At 69.9% G+C, this 16,744-nt stretch carries 9 protein-coding genes; 8 read left to right on the plus strand and 1 reads right to left on the minus strand.

Annotated elements, in window-relative coordinates:
- Positions 1–74: 74 nt before the first annotated feature.
- The 6 genes from ACIA8N_RS27920 to ACIA8N_RS27945 all read left to right on the plus strand — a co-directional run bounded on the left by ACIA8N_RS27920 (position 75) and on the right by ACIA8N_RS27945 (position 13,096).
- On the plus strand, positions 75–3,443 hold the full coding sequence (locus ACIA8N_RS27920) for a CARDB domain-containing protein (protein ID WP_365785616.1): 3,369 nt from the start codon (positions 75–77) through the stop codon (positions 3,441–3,443).
- Positions 3,444–3,475: 32 nt separating this feature from the next.
- Entirely contained in the window at positions 3,476–7,762 is a 4,287-nt protein-coding gene (locus ACIA8N_RS27925; RefSeq protein ID WP_365785614.1) for a discoidin domain-containing protein, read from the plus strand.
- Positions 7,763–8,061: 299 nt separating this feature from the next.
- A complete protein-coding gene (locus ACIA8N_RS27930) occupies positions 8,062–9,483 on the plus strand; it encodes an extracellular solute-binding protein (protein WP_365785612.1) in 1,422 nt (473 codons plus the stop codon).
- A 91-nt stretch (positions 9,484–9,574) separates the two neighbouring features.
- Positions 9,575–10,540, plus strand: coding sequence for a sugar ABC transporter permease (locus ACIA8N_RS27935; protein ID WP_365785610.1), 966 nt, complete (start codon positions 9,575–9,577; stop codon positions 10,538–10,540).
- Between the two features lie 16 nt (positions 10,541–10,556).
- Positions 10,557–11,432 carry a carbohydrate ABC transporter permease gene (locus ACIA8N_RS27940; RefSeq protein WP_365785608.1) on the plus strand — a complete coding sequence of 292 codons (876 nt, stop codon included), beginning with the start codon at positions 10,557–10,559 and terminating at the stop codon, positions 11,430–11,432.
- 59 nt (positions 11,433–11,491) lie between these two features.
- Positions 11,492–13,096 (plus strand): glycoside hydrolase family 13 protein, encoded by a 1,605-nt coding sequence (locus ACIA8N_RS27945; protein ID WP_365785606.1) that lies wholly within the window; start codon positions 11,492–11,494, stop codon positions 13,094–13,096.
- Between the two features lie 11 nt (positions 13,097–13,107).
- On the opposite strand, the gene ACIA8N_RS27950 is transcribed toward ACIA8N_RS27945, so the two are convergent.
- Positions 13,108–13,320: a hypothetical protein gene (locus tag ACIA8N_RS27950; protein ID WP_365785604.1), complete on the minus strand. Its 213-nt coding sequence runs from the start codon at positions 13,318–13,320 to the stop codon at positions 13,108–13,110.
- Between the two features lie 80 nt (positions 13,321–13,400).
- Here ACIA8N_RS27950 and ligA point away from each other — a divergent pair, with 80 nt between their 5' ends.
- Both ligA and ACIA8N_RS27960 read left to right on the plus strand, forming a co-directional pair.
- Positions 13,401–15,530 (plus strand): NAD-dependent DNA ligase LigA, encoded by a 2,130-nt coding sequence (gene ligA, locus ACIA8N_RS27955; RefSeq protein WP_365785602.1) that lies wholly within the window; start codon positions 13,401–13,403, stop codon positions 15,528–15,530.
- A 135-nt stretch (positions 15,531–15,665) separates the two neighbouring features.
- On the plus strand, positions 15,666–16,661 hold the full coding sequence (locus ACIA8N_RS27960; RefSeq protein ID WP_365785600.1) for a hypothetical protein: 996 nt from the start codon (positions 15,666–15,668) through the stop codon (positions 16,659–16,661).
- Positions 16,662–16,744 lie beyond the last annotated feature (83 nt).

Below are 16,744 nucleotides of genomic sequence, written 5' to 3' on the forward strand. Positions count from 1 at the left end.
GAGTCCCGCTGGGTTCCTGGCTAGAGGCCTTGTTCCGGCTCCGAGCGTGTGGCCCAGCAGACGGAGAGGCCCATATGAGAGGCAAAATTCTGAGCTGGCGGCTGACGATCGGCGTCCTGATAGCCGGACTGATCGCCGTCGGACTCCTGCCGGTCACCGCCCACGCGGCGGCCGCGACCAACCTCGCCCTCGGCAGAACGACGACGGCATCGGGCGCGCACGGTGCCTACCCGGCCGGCAACGTCACCGACGGCGGCCAGCAGTCCTACTGGGAAGGCCCCGCCGGATCGTTCCCGCAGTGGGTGCAGGTCGACCTCGGCGCCGGAACCCGCGTCGACAGCGTCGTCCTGAAGCTCCCCACCACCTGGGAGGCCCGCTTCCAGACCGTCGCCGTGCTCGGCAGCACCGACGGCAGCACCTTCACCACCCTCGCCGCGCCCGGGTCACGGGCGTTCGACCCCTCCGCGTCGAACACCGTCACCGTCGGCATCACCTCCACGACGACCCGGTACGTCCGCGTCCAGGTGACGGCCAACACCGGCTGGAACGCCGCCCAGCTCTCCGAGGTCGAGATCCACGGCGAGAGCGGCGGCCCGGTCGACCCGCCGCCCACCGGCACCAACCTCGCGCGCAACAAGCCCATCGAGGCGAGCTCCACGACACAGACGTACGTCGCGGCCAACGCCAACGACGACAGCGCGACCACCTACTGGGAGTCCGCCGGATTCCCGGCAGACCTGACGGTGAAGCTCGGCGCCGACGCCGACGTCACGGCCGTGGTCGTCAAGCTCGACCCGGCGCAGGTCTGGGGCCCCCGCACCCAGGCCATCCAGGTCCTCGGGCGGGAGCAGTCAGCCTCCGGCTTCACCTCGCTCAAGGCACGGGCCGACTACGCGTTCAGCCCTTCCACCGGGCAGAACACCATCACCATCCCCGTGACCGGCCGCTACGCCGACCTGCGGCTGACCTTCTTCTCCAACACCGGCGCCCCCGGCGCCCAGGTCGCGGAGTTCCAGGTCGTGGGCGCGGCGGCGCCGGGCCCCGACCTCACCGTCACCGATCTGAACTGGGCTCCGTCCGCCCCCTCCGATACCGACGCCGTGACCGTCCACGCCACTGTGCGCAACGCCGGCACCGCTGCGGCAGCCGCCGCGACCGTCGAGGTCAGTGTCGAAGGGGCCGTGGCCGGTTCCGCCCAGGTCGGCGCGCTCGCCGCCGGAGCCTCGGCGACCGTCCCGGTCGTCGTGGGCAAGCGGCCCATGGGCTCGTACACCGTCTCGGCGGTGGTCGACCCCACCGACACCGTCCCCGAACAGGACAACGAGAACAACAGCCGGACGGCCGCCACGAAGCTGGTCGTCGGCCAGAGCCCCGGCCCCGACCTGCGAGTCACCGCGATCACGACCAACCCGACCAGCCCGTCCGTCGGTTCCGCCGTCACCTTCACCGTCGCGGTCCAGAACCGCGGCACCACCGGCGCCGCCGGCACGGTCACCCGGCTCACCGCGGGCACCACCACCCTCAACGGCACCACGGGCGCCATCGCCGCGGGCCAGACGGTCAACGTGCCGATCTCCGGCAGCTGGACCGCCACCACCGGCGGCGCCACGCTCACCGCGACCGCCGACGCCACGGGCACCCTCACCGAGACCGACGAGACCAACAACGTCTTCGCGCGCTCCCTCGTCGTGGGCCGCGGCGCCGCCGTTCCGTACACCGAGTACGAGGCGGAGGACGCCCGCTACCAGGGCACCCTGCTCACCGCCGACCGGAAGCGGACCTTCGGGCACACCAACTTCGCCACCGAGTCCTCCGGCCGCAAGTCGGTCCGGCTCGCCACCACGGGTGAGTTCGTCGAGTTCACCTCCACCAACCCGGCCAACTCCATCGTCGTCCGCAACTCCGTGCCCGACGCGGCCGCGGGCGGTGGAGCCGAGGCCACGATCAGCCTCTACGCCGACGACGTCTTCGTCCGGAAGCTGACCCTGTCGTCCAAGCACAGCTGGCTCTACGGCAGCACCGACGACCCCGAAGGACTCACCAACCGGCCCGGCGGCGACGCCCGGCGCCTCTTCGACGAGTCCCACGCCCTGCTCGCCCAGTCCTACCCGGTGGGCACGAAGTTCCGCCTCCAGCGCGACGCCGGGGACTCGGCGGCCTTCCACATCATCGACCTGATCGACCTGGAGCAGGTCGCGCCCCCGGCCGCCAAGCCGGCGAACTGCGTCTCCATCACCGAGTACGGCGCCGTCCCCAACGACGGCATCGACGACACCGACGCCCTCCAGCGCGCGGTGACCGCCGACCAGAACGGCCGGATCCCCTGCGTCTGGATCCCCGCCGGCCAGTGGCGTCAGGAGCAGAAGATCCTCACCGACGACCCGCTCGACCGCGGTCAGTTCAACCAGGTCGGGATCCGCGACGTCACCATCCGCGGCGCGGGCATGTGGCACTCCCAGCTCCACACCCTCACCCCGCCGCACGAGGCCGGCGGCATCAACCACCCGCACGAGGGCAACTTCGGCTTCGACATCGACCACAACACCCAGATCTCCGACCTCGCCATCTTCGGCTCGGGCACCATCCGGGGCGGCGACGGCAACGCCGAGGGCGGCGTCGGCCTCAACGGACGCTTCGGCAAGGACACCAGGATCAGCAACGTCTGGATCGAGCACGCCAACGTCGGCGTCTGGGCCGGCCGCGACTACGCCAACATCCCCGAACTGTGGGGCCCCGGAGACGGCCTGCAGTTCACCGGCATGCGGATCCGCAACACCTACGCCGACGGCATCAACTTCGCCAACGGCACCCGCAACTCGACCGTCTTCGACTCGTCCTTCCGCAACACCGGTGACGACGCCCTGGCCGTCTGGGCCAGCAAGTACGTCAAGGACACCTCGGTCGACGTCGGACACGACAACCACTTCCGCAACAACACCATCCAGCTGCCCTGGCGCGCCAACGGCATCGCGGTCTACGGCGGCTACGGCAACACCATCGAGAACAACATCATCTCGGACACCATGAACTACCCCGGGATCATGCTCGCGACCGACCACGACCCGCTGCCCTTCTCCGGCCAGACCCTCATCTCCAACAACGCCCTGCACCGCACCGGCGGCGCGTTCTGGAACGAGGACCAGGAGTTCGGCGCCATCACCCTCTTCGCCCAGGGCCAGCCCATCCCCGGCGTCACCATCCGCGACACCGACATCCACGACTCGACCTACGACGGCATCCAGTTCAAGACGGGCGGCGGCGAGATGCCGGACGTGAAGATCACCGATGTCCGCATCGCCACGTCGGTCAACGGCTCCGGGATCCTCGCGATGAGCGGCGCCCGCGGCAGCGCGACGCTGACCGGCGTCACCATCACCGACTCGGCCGAGGGCGACGTCCTCGTCGAGCCCGGTTCCCAGTTCGTCGTCAACAGGGCCGGCTGATCCCCGTGCACCCGATTCGAGAGCGAGGACGGATGAGTTTCCGCAGCTGGAGATCACGGGGCCTGAGCGCCGTGATCGCGACCAGCCTCCTGTCCCTGGGCGGACCCCTCGTGTCCGCCCAGGCTGCGGGCGGCCCGAACATCGCCCTGGGGGACGCGACCGCGGCGTCCGGCGCCCACGCCGAGTACGGCGCGGCGAACATCACCGACGGCAGTCAGGGCACGTACTGGCAGAGCGCGGGCAGCGCCCTGCCCCAGTGGGTCCAGGTCGACCTCGGCGCCACCACCCGCGTGGACGAGGTCGTCCTGAAACTGCCCGCCGGCTGGGAGAGCCGCGACCAGACGCTCTCCGTCCAGGGCAGCGCCGACGGCACGAGCTTCGCCACCCTCAAGAACTCCGCCTCCTACACGTTCAGCCCGGGCGCGGCCAACACCGTCACGGTCGCCTTCCCCGCCACCCAGACCCGGTTCGTACGGGTCCACATCACCGCCAACACCGGCTGGCAGGCAGCCCAGCTCTCCGAACTGGAGGTACACGCCGCCGAAGGCTCCTCCACGAACCTGGCGAGCGGCCGCACCCTGACCGCGAGCAGCCACACCGAGGTGTACGGAGCGGGCAACGCCAACGACGGCAACCGGGCCACCTACTGGGAGAGCGCCAACAACGCCCTCCCGCAGTGGATCCAGGCCGACCTCGGCGCTTCCGTCCGCGTCGACCGGGTCGTGCTCCGGCTTCCCGACGGCTGGGGCGCGCGCAGCCAGACCCTCAAGATCCAGGGCAGTGCGAACGGCACCGCCTTCAGCGATCTGACCGCCTCCCAGGCGTACACCTTCGACGCCGCCGGGGGACGGGCCGCGACGATCGCGTTCGACGCGACCACCACCCGGTACGTCCGGGTCCTCGTCACGGCGAACAGCGTCCAGCCCGCCGCCCAGCTCTCCGAGCTGGAGATCTACGGACCGCAATCGGGCGACACGCAGGCCCCGACCGTGCCCGCGAACCTCGCCCTCACCCAGCCGGCCACCGACCGGATCCGGCTCACCTGGAACGCGGCCACCGACAACACGGGCGTGACCGGCTACGACGTCTACGCCAACGGCACCCTGCTGACCAGCGTCGCCGGAGACGTCACCACGTTCACCGACACCCGGCCGGCGAACGAGACGGTCACCTACCGCGTCCGCGCCAAGGACGCGGCGGGCAACCAGTCCGCCGACAGCAACGCCGTCACCCGCACCGGCGACACCGGTGACACCCAGGCCCCGACGGCGCCCGCGAACCTCGCGTTCACCGAGGCCACCGCCGGGCAGATCAAGCTGACCTGGAACGCCTCCTCGGACAACACCGGTGTCACCGGCTACGACGTATACGCGAACAACGTCCTCCGCGGCAGCGTCGCCGGGAACGTCACCGCCTACACCGACGACCAGCCGGCCTCCGCGACCGTCACCTACCGCGTCCGCGCGAAGGACGCGGCCGGCAACCGGTCGGCCGACAGCAACGCCGTCACCCGCACCGGCAGCGGCGGCACCGGCTCCAACCTCGCCGTCGGCAAGGAGATCGACGCCTCCTCCTTCGTCCACACCTACAACGCGGCCAACGCCAACGACAACAGCCTCAGCACCTACTGGGAGGGCGCCGGCGGCAGCTACCCGAACACCCTGACCGTCAAGCTGGGCTCCAACGCCGACGTCGACAGCCTCGTCCTCAAGCTCAACCCGGACGCGGCCTGGGCGACCCGCAGCCAGACCGTCGAGGTCCTCGGCCGCGAACAGAACGCCACCGGCTTCACCGGCCTGGTGGCCGCGAAGAGCCACACCTTCGACCCGGCGAGCGGCAACACCGTCACCATCCCCGTCTCCGCCCGCGTCGCCGACGTCCGGCTGAGGTTCACCGCCAACACCGGCTCCGCGGCAGGCCAGCTCGCCGAGTTCCAGGTCATCGGCGTCCCCGCCCCCAACCCCGACCTCCAGGTCACCGGCCTCACCACCACGCCCGCCTCGCCCGTCGAGTCGGAGCCGATCACCGTCAGCGCCACCGTCCGCAACAGCGGCCCTGCCGCAGCACCGGCCAGCGCCGTCGCGCTGCGCCTCGGCGGCACCAAGGTCGCCACCGCGCAGGTCGGCGCCCTGGCCGCCGGCGCCCAGACCACGGTCAGCGCCTCCATCGGCGTCCGCGACGCCGGCAGCTACCAGCTCAGCGCCGTCGCCGACGAGGCGAACGCCGTCATCGAGCAGAACGAGTCCGACAACACGTACACCCGCCCCACCGCCCTGGTGGTCGCACCGGTGTCGAGCTCCGACCTGGTCGCCGCCTCGGTGACGACGTCGCCGTCCAGCCCGGCAGCCGGCGACACGGTCACCTTCAAGGTGGCCCTGAGGAACCAGGGCACCGCGCCGAGCGCCGCGGGCGGCCACGGCGTCAGCCTCACCCTCACGGACTCGACGGGAGCCACCGTCAAGTCCCTGACGGGCACCCACAGCGGAGCCCTCGCCGCCGGTGCGGGCGCCGAGGTGACCCTCGGCCCGTGGACGGCGGCCAACGGCTCCTACACGGTGCGGACGGTCGTCGCCGACGACGCCAACGAACTCCCGGTCAAGCGCGCCAACAACACCTCCACCCAGCCCCTCTTCGTCGGACGCGGCGCCGACATGCCCTACGACATGTACGAGGCGGAGGACGGCACCGTCGGCGGCGGAGCCACCGTCGCCGGGCCGAACCGCACCATCGGCGACATCGCGGGCGAGGCCTCCGGCCGCAAGGCCGTCAGCCTGGACGCGACGGGGGAGTACGTCGAGTTCACCACCCGGCGCTCGACCAACACCCTGGTGACCCGCTTCTCCATCCCTGACTCCCCGAGCGGCGGCGGCATCGACTCCACCATCAACGTCTACGTCGACGGGGTGTTCAAGAAGTCGCTCCCGCTGACGTCGAAGTACGCCTGGCTGTACGGCGCCGAGGCCGGCCCCGGCAACTCCCCGGGCTCGGGCGCACCGCGCCACATCTACGACGAGGCGCACCTCCTCCTCGGCGAGACCGTCCAGGCGGGCAGCAGGATCCGGCTCCAGAAGGACGCCGCGAACACCTCCACGTACGCGATCGACTTCGTGAACCTGGAGCAGGTCGCCCCGGCCGGGAACCCGGACCCTGCCGCGTACACCGTGCCGGCCGGATTCGGTCACCAGGACGTGCAGAACGCCCTGGACAGGGTCCGGATGGACACCACGGGCACCCTCGTCGGCGTCTACCTGCCGCCGGGCGACTACCAGACGGCGAGCAAGTTCCAGGTGTACGGGAAGCCGGTCAAGGTGGTCGGCGCCGGACCATGGTTCACGGCGTTCCACGCGCCGTCGACCCAGGACAACACCGACGTCGGCTTCCGCGCCGAGGCGGCGGCCAAGGGCTCGCTGTTCAAGGGCTTCGCCTACTTCGGCAACTACACCTCGCGCATCGACGGACCGGGCAAGGTGTTCGACTTCGCGAACGTCTCGGACATCGTGATCGACGACATCTGGAACGAGCACATGGTGTGCCTCTACTGGGGCGCGAACACCGACCGGATGACGATCAAGAACTCCCGGATCCGCAACATGTTCGCCGACGGCGTCAACATGACCAACGGCTCGACGGACAACCACGTCGTCAACAACGACGCGCGGGCGACCGGTGACGACAGCTTCGCCCTGTTCTCCGCGATCGACGCCGGCGGCGCCGACATGAAGAACAACGTCTACGAGAACCTCACCACCACCCTGACCTGGCGAGCGGCGGGCGTGGCCGTCTACGGCGGCTACGACAACACCTTCCGCAACATCCACATCGCCGACACGCTCGTCTACGCGGGCATCACCATCTCGTCCCTGGACTTCGGCTATCCCATGAACGGTTTCGGGACCGGGCCCACGACCTTCGAGAACATCTCCATCGTCCGGGCAGGCGGCCACTTCTGGGGCTCACAGACCTTCCCCGGCATCTGGGTGTTCTCCGCCTCCAAGGTCTTCCAGGGGATCAGGGTGAACCACGTGGACATCGTCGACCCCACGTACAGCGGGGTGATGTTCCAGACGAACTACGTGGGCGGTCAGCCACAGTTCCCCATCAAGGACACCGTGTTCACGGACGTCTCGATCACAGGGGCGCGCAAGAGCGGTGACGCGTTCGACGCCAGGTCCGGATTCGGTCTGTGGGCCAACGAGATGCCCGAGTCGGGGCAGGGGCCCGCCGTGGGGGAGGTGACCTTCAACGGGCTGCGGCTGAGCGGCAACGCGGTGGACATCCGTAACACCACCTCCACCTTCAGGATCAACGTCAACCCGTAACCTCCCCTCCCCATAACCCTGCCCGCGAGGCCGATGCAGGTGGCTTGCAGCCACTTGCATCGGTCTTGCGTGCGTTCTGTCGCCGGGCTCGCGCGGCGATCCCGGCCGGTCGCGCCTCGTACCCTTGAACTGTCGGCTTCCTGAGTGGCTAACACCGCCCATCAGCCCCTGACTGTCAGGCAATTACGAAATCAGCGCGATATCTTGCGTTCACTTGTTGGTGGTGGTTGAGTGAGCGGCGCCCCACAACGCACAGGCGGTGGGGCGACCTCCACGTTCAGGCCCGAAGGGGACCACCCATGAGAAGTGCCCGGTTCCGCCGTACGCGCCGCGCCAGCGCGGTCACCCTCGTCTCCGCGCTCACGCTGACCGCGCTCGCCGCCTGCGGCACGAGCAGCAGCAACGACAACAACGGCAGCGGCGGTTCCGAGGGCGGGGGATCATCCGACCCCACCGCCCCGCTGGACCCCAAGACCAAGGTGACGCTCACGATCGACTGCATGCCCCCCGCGGCGAAGGCGGCCGAGCTCAAGGAGTGGAAGGAGGACGTCGCCGAGTTCAACAAGACCTACCCGAACGTCACCATCGAGGGCCGCTCCACCCCCGGACAGTGCCTGGAGCCGCCGCGCTTCACCGCGATGCTCAAGGCCAAGTCCCAGCCGGACGTGTTCTACACGTACTTCACCGACCTGCCGCAGGTGCTCTCCGAGGACGGCGCCGCGGACATCACCGCGTACGTCAACGACAAGACCGTCCCGCTCCTGGGGGACATCGACCCGAACGTCCTGAACTCCCTGAAGCACGACGGCAAGCTGTACGGCCTCCCCACCAGCAACTACACGATGGGCCTGCTCGTCAACCGCAAGCTCTTCACGCAGGCGGGCCTCGACCCCGACGCCCCGCCGCGCACCTGGGAGGAGCTCCGCGCCGCCGCCAAGAAGATCGCCGGACTCGGCGACGGCATCGCCGGCTTCGGCGAGTACAGCGCGGGCAACACCGGCGGCTGGCACTTCACCGCGCAGATGTACAGCGTCGGCGGCGAGGTCGTCGACGCGAGCGGCAAGAAGGCCGCCTTCAACAACGAGCTCGGCAAGCAGGTCGCGAAGAACCTCCACGCCATGCGCTGGGAGGACGACAGCATGGGCAAGACCCAGCTGCTCAAGTGGGGCGACCTGCAGAAGCAGATCGCCACCGACAAGCTCGGCATGTTCCTCGCCGCCCCCGACGACATCGCGTACATGGTCCAGCAGCTCGGCGCGAAGTACGAGAACTTCGGCATGGGCCCCATCCCCGGCGCGAAGAACACCCTGGCCGGCGGCAACAACTACATGATCAAGAAGGGCATCTCCGGCGACAAGATCAAGGCCGCCGTCGCCTGGCTCAACTTCAAGAACCTCACCGTCGGCAAGGGCCAGTTCGACTGGGCCCGCACCAAGCGGGACGCGCTCCCCGTCGGCGTACCGCAGCCCAACTTCTGGCTGAACGAGTCCAAGACGAAGGACGACGCCGCCCGCGTCGCCAACGCCACGATGCCGGTCGCGAACTTCAAGTCCTTCATGGACAACCCCGTCGCGGGCAAGGCCGAGCCGCCCAAGGCGCAGGAGGTCTACAAGGTCCTCGACAACGTGATGTCCGGCCTCCTCACCAACAAGGACGCCGACATCGACAAGCTCCTCGCCACCGCCGAGGCACAGGTCGACCAGGTCCTCGCCACGCGGTGAGAGGCCCCGGCGGGGGCGGGCCGGCCGGCCGCCCCCGCCGCCCCTCGATCACCCCAGGACCACCCCGGCAGACCAGAACCAAGGAGCGACGATGTCGGCCCCCAGCGTGACCCCGAGCAAGGCGGGCAGTCCCCGTCACTCTTCGCCGCCGACGGCCGGCCCCGTACCTCCCGGTGGCCGTGACCGCTTCGCGAAGAGCCTGCGGCGCAACCTCACCGCCCACGGCTTCCTCATCGGCGCCGTCCTCTGCTTCGCGTTCTTCTCCTGGTACCCGATGGTCAGGGAGTTCCTCCTTGCCTTCCAGAAGACCGAGAGCGGACAGACGACGTGGGTGGGCTTCGACAACCTCGTCACCGTCGTCAACGACCCGGCCTTCTGGCAGGCCTGGCGCAACACGCTCCTGTTCACCGTGCTCGCGCTGGTCTTCGGCTTCGCCGTGCCCTTCGCCGTCGCCCTCGTCATCAACGAGTTCCACCACGGCCAGGGATATCTGCGGCTGCTCGTCTACCTGCCCGTCATGCTTCCGCCGGTCGCCTCGGTCCTCCTCTTCAAGTACCTGTACGACCCCGGCTACGGACTCCTCAACGAACTCTTCCGCACCCTCCACCTCCCCGAGCAGCAATGGCTCCAGGACCCCGACCTCTCCATGCTCTCCGTCGTCATCGCGTCGACCTGGATGAACATGGGCGGCGCGGCCCTGATCTACCTCGCCGCGCTCCAGGGCATCCCCGGCGAGCTGTACGAGGCGGCCGAACTCGACGGCGCCGGCCTCTTCCGGAAGATCTGGCACGTCACCATCCCGCAGACCCGCCTCATCCTCTCCCTGATGCTGCTCATGCAGATCATCGCGACCATGCAGGTCTTCGTCGAACCGTTCCTGCTCACCGGCGGCGCGGGACCCGAGGGATCGACCACGACCGTCGTCTACCTCATCTACCAGTACGCCTTCAACTTCAACAACTACGGTGCCGCGGCGGCGCTCGGCCTGCTCCTGCTCGTACTCCTGGCCGGATTCTCGGCGGCGTACGTGAAGCTCAGCCGCGCCGAGGACGAGTAGGACCGGGGAGACCAGCATGTCCACACGCACACTCATCTCGCCCGCGCAGCTGGCCCGCCCCCGTGGCAAGGTCGTCTACTGGGTGGTCTTCGCCCTGGTCGTCGGCGGCTTCACCCTGGCGTTCCTCGGCCCCCTGTACTGGCTGGTGTCCAGCGGCTTCAAGGACACCCAGGAAGTGATCCAGACACCGCCGACCCTGGTCCCCGGATCGCTCGAACCGGAGAACTACACCCGGGCCTGGGAGGTCATGGACCTCGCGACCCTTCTCTTCAACACCCTCTACTACGCGCTCGGCGCCCTGGCCTTCCAGCTCGTCCTCGACGTGGCGGCCGCCTACTCGCTCTCCAAACTGAGGCCCGTCCTCGGCAAGGCGATCCTCGGCCTGATGCTGGCGACCCTGATGATCCCGGCCACCGTCCTCGTCGTACCCCAGTACCTCACGGTCCTGGACGTGCCGATCTTCGAGCGCAACCTGCTGAACACGCCCTGGGCGATCTGGCTGCCCTCCGTCACCAACGCCTTCAACATCTTCCTGCTCAAGCGCTTCTTCGACTCCATCCCGAAGGAACTGCTCGACGCCGCGTCGATGGACGGGGCCTCCCCGGTACGGATCCTCTGGTCGATCGTGCTGCCCATCTCGCGGCCGATCCTGGGCGTGGTCTCCATCTTCGCCGTCGTCGGGGTCTGGAAGGACTTCCTCTGGCCGATGCTCACGCTCCCCGACCCCGCGATGCAGACGCTCAACGTCGGCATCTACTCGCTCTCCAACGGAGTGCCCGTGAACGTGCTGATCGCCGCGCTCACCATCGCCTCCGTGCCGACCCTGCTCATCTTCCTGATCTTCCAGCGCAACATCATGAGCGGCCTCACGGCGGGCGGCCTCAAAGGCTGACCGCCCGCCCGTGCCAAGCCCCCCGCCTCCGCACCCCGACCTGCCCGAAAGGACCTCACGTGGCAGCCCCTCTCTCGCACCGCGCCGACGACTGGTGGCGCGACGCCGTCATCTACCAGGTGTATCCGCGCAGCTTCGCCGACGGCGACGGCGACGGCACCGGGGACCTCGCGGGCGTCCGGGCGAGACTGCCCTACCTCGCCGAACTCGGCGTCGACGCCGTCTGGTTCACCCCCTGGTACCTCTCACCGCTGGTCGACGGCGGCTACGACGTCGCCGACTACCGCACCATCGACCCCGCCTTCGGCACCCTCGCCGAGGCCGAGAAGCTGATCGCCGAAGCCCGCGCGCTCGACCTCCGGGTGATCGTCGACATCGTCCCCAACCACGTCTCCGACCAGCACGCCTGGTTCCGGGAGGCACTGGAGGCCGGCCCCGGAAGCGCCGCCCGCGCCCGCTTCCACTTCCGGCCCGGCCGGGGCGAACACGGCGAACTCCCGCCCAACGACTGGCCCTCCCAGTTCTCCGGGAACACCTGGACCCGCGTCCCCGACGGCGAGTGGTACCTCCACCTCTTCACCCCCGAACAGCCCGACCTCAACTGGAGCCACCCCGACGTCCGCCACGAGCACGAGGACATCCTCCGCTTCTGGTTCGAACGAGGAGTCTCCGGCGTACGGATCGACTCCGCGGCCCTGCTCGCCAAGGCCCCCGACCTGCGCGACTTCGTCGAGGGCGTCGACCCGCACCCGTACATCGACCAGGACGAGATCCACGCCGTCTACCGCTCCTGGCGCGCCATCGCCGACGAGTACGGCGGCGTCTTCGTCGGAGAGGTCTGGCTGCCCGACGCCGAACGCTTCGCGCGCTACCTGCGCCCCGACGAACTGCACACGGCCTTCAACTTCAACTTCCTCTCCTGCCCCTGGGAACCGGGACGGCTCCGCGCCACCATCGACGACACCCTCGCCGAACACGCCCCGGTCGGCGCCCCCGCGACCTGGGTCCTCTGCAACCACGACGTGACCCGTACGGTCACCCGCTACGGGCGCGCGGACACCGGCTTCGACTTCGCCACGAAGACCTTCGGCACGCCCACGGACCTCGCCCTCGGCACGCGAAGGGCCCGCGCGGCGGCGCTCCTCACCCTGGCCCTGCCGGGCTCGGTGTACCTCTACCAGGGGGAGGAACTGGGCCTGCCCGAGGCGGAGGTCCCGCTCGACCGGATCCAGGACCCCATGCACGCCCGCTCCGGCGGCACCGACCCGGGCCGCGACGGCTGCCGCATACCCCTGCCGTGGACGGCCGACGAGCCCTGGTACGGCTTCGGCTCCCACACCGAGCCGTGGCTCCCGCAGCCCCGGGAGTGGCAGGGGTACGCGGTGGACCGGCAGCGGGCCGACGCCGGATCGATGCTGGCGCTGTACCGCGAGGCCCTCCGGCTGCGCAGGTCCGTCGAAGGCTTCGGCGACGGCCCTCTGACCTGGCTGCCGGCGCGGGAGGGAGTCCTCGCCTTCACCCGCGCCGACGGCCTGGTGTGCGTGGTCAACCTCTCCCCGGCCCCGGCCGCCCTCCCGCCGTACGAGCGGCTGCTCCTGTCGAGCGGCCCGCTGGACGCCGACGGCGGGCTCCCCACCGACACGGCGGTGTGGCTGCGCACCTGACAGGCGGAGCGTCAGGACACGGAACGGCCGAAGAACTCCAGCTCCGCGACGGCCACCTGCCTGCGGGAGTCCGCCCGCCAGGCCGTACGCAGCACCAGCTGCACCGACAGCGCGTCACGGACCCGGACGTCGACGCGCTGGGTGCCGCCGTCGTTGACACGGTGGTGCGAGACGCGCGTCTCGCCCGAGGAGTCCCTGACCACGAGGTCGAAGGTGCGCGGCATGGACGGCAGGGAACGCGAGCCGGGACCGCACGGAATCGGCTCCTCCCCTCGATGTCAGACCCTCGCGAGAGGATCACCTTATGACGACCTTCCCCGCCGATGAGGCGCTGTCCACCCTGCCCACCCTCCTCGTCCCGCCGGCCCTCCCCGGCCTGACCACCCTGTCCGGCCGCGCCGAGTACGAGGCCGCGCTGCAGCGCCTGCACGACGCCTCGCGGTCCTATTACGGAGACGGCGACAGCGTCCTGGACGACACCGCCTACGACCGGCTCCGGCTGGCCGTCCTGGCCTGGGAGGAGGCGAACCCCGCCGAGGCCGTCCCCGACTCGCCGACCGGACTGGTCGCCGACGGTGCGGCTCCGGTCGGCGATGTCGAGCACACCTCCCGGCTGTTGAGCCTGGACAACGTCTTCGACGCCGAGGGACTGGTGGCCTGGGGCGCCTCCGTCCAGCGTCGCCTGGGCCGCGCGCCGGCCGGCGGGTTCACCGTCGAACCCAAGATCGACGGCGCGGCCGTGGCCGCCCGGTACCGGGACGGCCGTCTGGTGCAGGTCATCACCCGGGGCGACGGCAGCCACGGCGAGGACGTCAGCCATGTCATCGGCCAGATCGACGGCCTGCCCGAGCGGCTCGCCGAGGCCGTCACCGTTGAGGTCCGAGGCGAGGTCGCCTTCACCCAGGAGCAGTTCGAGGAGGCGAACGCGGTCCGGACCGCCCACGGCGCCCCGGCCTTCGTCAACCCCCGCAACGGCACGGCGGGGACGCTGAGGGCGAAGGACCGCCCGTACCGGCTCCGGATGACGTTCTGGGCCTACGGTGTCGTCGAACTGGACGGCGTCGCCTTCCTGCCCGCCGGGTCGACGCACCACGACGCGCTGGCCGCCGTGGCCGCGGCCGGCGTGCAGACGACCGCGGCCTCCGCCGCGGGGCTCCTCGTCGTCCCCGACCTGGCCGAGGCGCAGACCAGGGTCGACGCGATCGCAGCGATGCGCGCGGAGCTGCCCGTCGGGATCGACGGAGTGGTCGTCAAGTTGAACGACTCCGCCGAACAGGAGGAGATCGGCTTCGGCTCGCGGTTCCCGTACTGGGCCATAGCGGTGAAGCTGCCCGCGGTCGAGCGGCAGACGGTCCTCCAGGACGTCGTCTGGGAGGTCGGCAGGACCGGGGTCCTGGCTCCTACCGCCATCCTCGCCCCGGTGGAGATCGACGGATCCACCGTCACCAGGGCCACCCTGCACAACCCGGCGGACATCCGCCGCCGTGATCTGCACCTCGGCGACACGGTGACGGTGTACAAGGCCGGCGACATCATCCCGCGCGTCCAGGCGGCCGTGGTCCGCCTCCGCCCGGCCGGGGCGACGCCGGTACCGCTGCCCGAGGCGTGCCCGCGCTGCGGCGGCGAGATCAACACGGCCCAGGAGCGGTGGCGATGCGCTCAGGGCGCCTCCTGCGCGCTCCCAGCGCTCATCGAGTACGCCGCCGGGCGCGAGATGCTCGACATCGACGGCCTGGGCAAGACGTACGTGGCGGCTCTGGTCGAGTCGGGAGACGTCCGCGACGTCGCCGACCTCTTCACGCTGACGATCGACCAGCTGACGGCCGCGTCGGGCAGCTCCAAGCGCGCGGCCAAGCTCGCCGAACAGCTCGAGGCCGCCAAGGCCCGTCCCCTCAGCCGGGTCTTCTGCGCCCTGGGCGTGCTCGGCACCGGACGCAGCATGTCCCGCCGTATCGCCCGGCACTTCGGCACCATGGACGCGATTCGCGAGGCCGACGCGCCCGGGATGCAGGATGTGGAGGGGATCGGCCCGGAGAAGGCCCCGGTCGTCGTCGAGCAGATCGCCGCACTGGCACCCGTCATCGACAAACTGATCGCCGCGGGAGTCAACATGACCGAGCCCGCGGACCCGTCGGCCGGATCGCCCGGTGGACCGTTGGAGGGCAAGGTCGTCGTGGTCACCGGGAAGATGACGGGGCCGCTGGAGGGTTTCGGCCGGTCCGAGATGAACGCGCTGATCGAGAAGGCCGGTGGGCGGGCGGGCAGCGGTGTCAGTGCCAGGACGTCCATCCTCGTGGCGGCGCCCTCCGCGAACGGGAAGCCGAGCTCGAAGGCGGTCAAGGCCGCCGAACTCGGCGTCGAGGTCATGACGCCGGAGGCCTTTGCCGAACTGGTCGCCGACGGAACTCACCGAGAGACGGGGGCAACCTTGTAGGGGCGTCGCGAGTCTCCTGATCGGTCACACAGTGATCGGACCTACGAGGAGATCATCATCACCGCGATACGCAAGACCCTCAGCGCCACCGCAGTCGTCTGCGCCGTCCTGGCGGGTACGGCCGCCTGTGGCACGGTGGAGCAGCTGTCCGCAGGGAAGAAGCTGGACCAGGCCTTCGAGAAGCTGGGCAAGGAGAAGTCGATCTCCTTCGAGCTGGACCTGGACGTCGACGCCGAGACCCTGAAGCAGCTGGACGCCGAGTCGGAGCCGGAGCCGGGCGACGAGCTCCCCGACGAGGCCGCCGAACTGATGAGCGGCGCGAAGATCAGCGTCACGGTGGAGTCGAAGAAGCCGATCGACGAGTCCGAGGAGAAGGACTTCGTCGGCATGGCGATGAAGATCAGCAACCCCGACGGCGACCTGGTCGAGTACCGGGTCGTCGGCGACTACACCTACATCCGGTCCGACGTCGAAGCGCTCGGCAAGGCGATGGGCGCCCCCATGCCGCCCGCCGACGAGCTGCCCCCGGAGGCCGGGGGTCTCAAGAAGGCGCTGGAGGGCGAGTGGGTCAAGTTCAGCACCAAGGAGATGGAGAAGTTCGGCGAGGAGATGGGCCAGGAGCCCGGCTCCGAGCCGTCTCCGCAACCCTCGCTGGACGCCAAGACCCAGAAGAAGCTCCTGGACGCCCTCCGCGAGGTCATCGCCCGTGAGGTCGACTTCAAGACGGCGGGCGGCGAGGACGGCACCGAGCACATCACCGCGACGGCCCCGTTCCGCACCCTGGTCACCGAGCTGATCGGCGAGATCCGACCGCTCACGGCGGACCTGCCGCCCGGCATGGACCTGCCGTCGGACGAGGATCTGAAGGACGCCCCCGACACCAAGGTCACGGCCGACTTCACGCTCAAGAACGGTGAGCTGACCGAGGTGTACGTCGACCTCGCCAAGCTGGCCGAGAGCGCCGAGGTCAAGAAGCTCGGCCTGGTGCTGAAGATGAGCGCGGGCACCAAGCCGACGGCCCCGGCGGGAGCCACCGAGCTGGACATGGACGAGATCATGGGCGGCTTCGCCGGCGTCATGATGCAGGACGAGGAGTTCGGCGAGAGCGGCGCCCCCGACGAAGGCCTGTAAAAGGGGCACCGCCGAAGACACCGAGCAGGCGGACACACGACGGCACGGGCGGCGCGCACGTTCCGCGAGCCGCCCGCGCCCTC

It is taken from the genome of Streptomyces sp. NPDC051822 (assembly GCF_044452745.1).
In the GTDB taxonomy this organism is placed as follows: Bacteria; Actinomycetota; Actinomycetes; order Streptomycetales; family Streptomycetaceae; genus Streptomyces.

Coding starts and splice junctions, on each gene's coding strand:
- ACIA8N_RS27920 (WP_365785616.1), top strand. CDS start 75: ATGAGAGGCAAAATTCTGAGCTGGCGGCTGACGATCGGCGTCCTGATA.
- ACIA8N_RS27925 (WP_365785614.1), top strand. CDS start 3,476: ATGAGTTTCCGCAGCTGGAGATCACGGGGCCTGAGCGCCGTGATCGCG.
- ACIA8N_RS27930 (WP_365785612.1), top strand. CDS start 8,062: ATGAGAAGTGCCCGGTTCCGCCGTACGCGCCGCGCCAGCGCGGTCACC.
- ACIA8N_RS27935 (WP_365785610.1), top strand. CDS start 9,575: ATGTCGGCCCCCAGCGTGACCCCGAGCAAGGCGGGCAGTCCCCGTCAC.
- ACIA8N_RS27940 (WP_365785608.1), top strand. CDS start 10,557: ATGTCCACACGCACACTCATCTCGCCCGCGCAGCTGGCCCGCCCCCGT.
- ACIA8N_RS27950 (WP_365785604.1), bottom strand. CDS start 13,320: ATGCCGCGCACCTTCGACCTCGTGGTCAGGGACTCCTCGGGCGAGACG.
- ligA (WP_365785602.1), top strand. CDS start 13,401: ATGACGACCTTCCCCGCCGATGAGGCGCTGTCCACCCTGCCCACCCTC.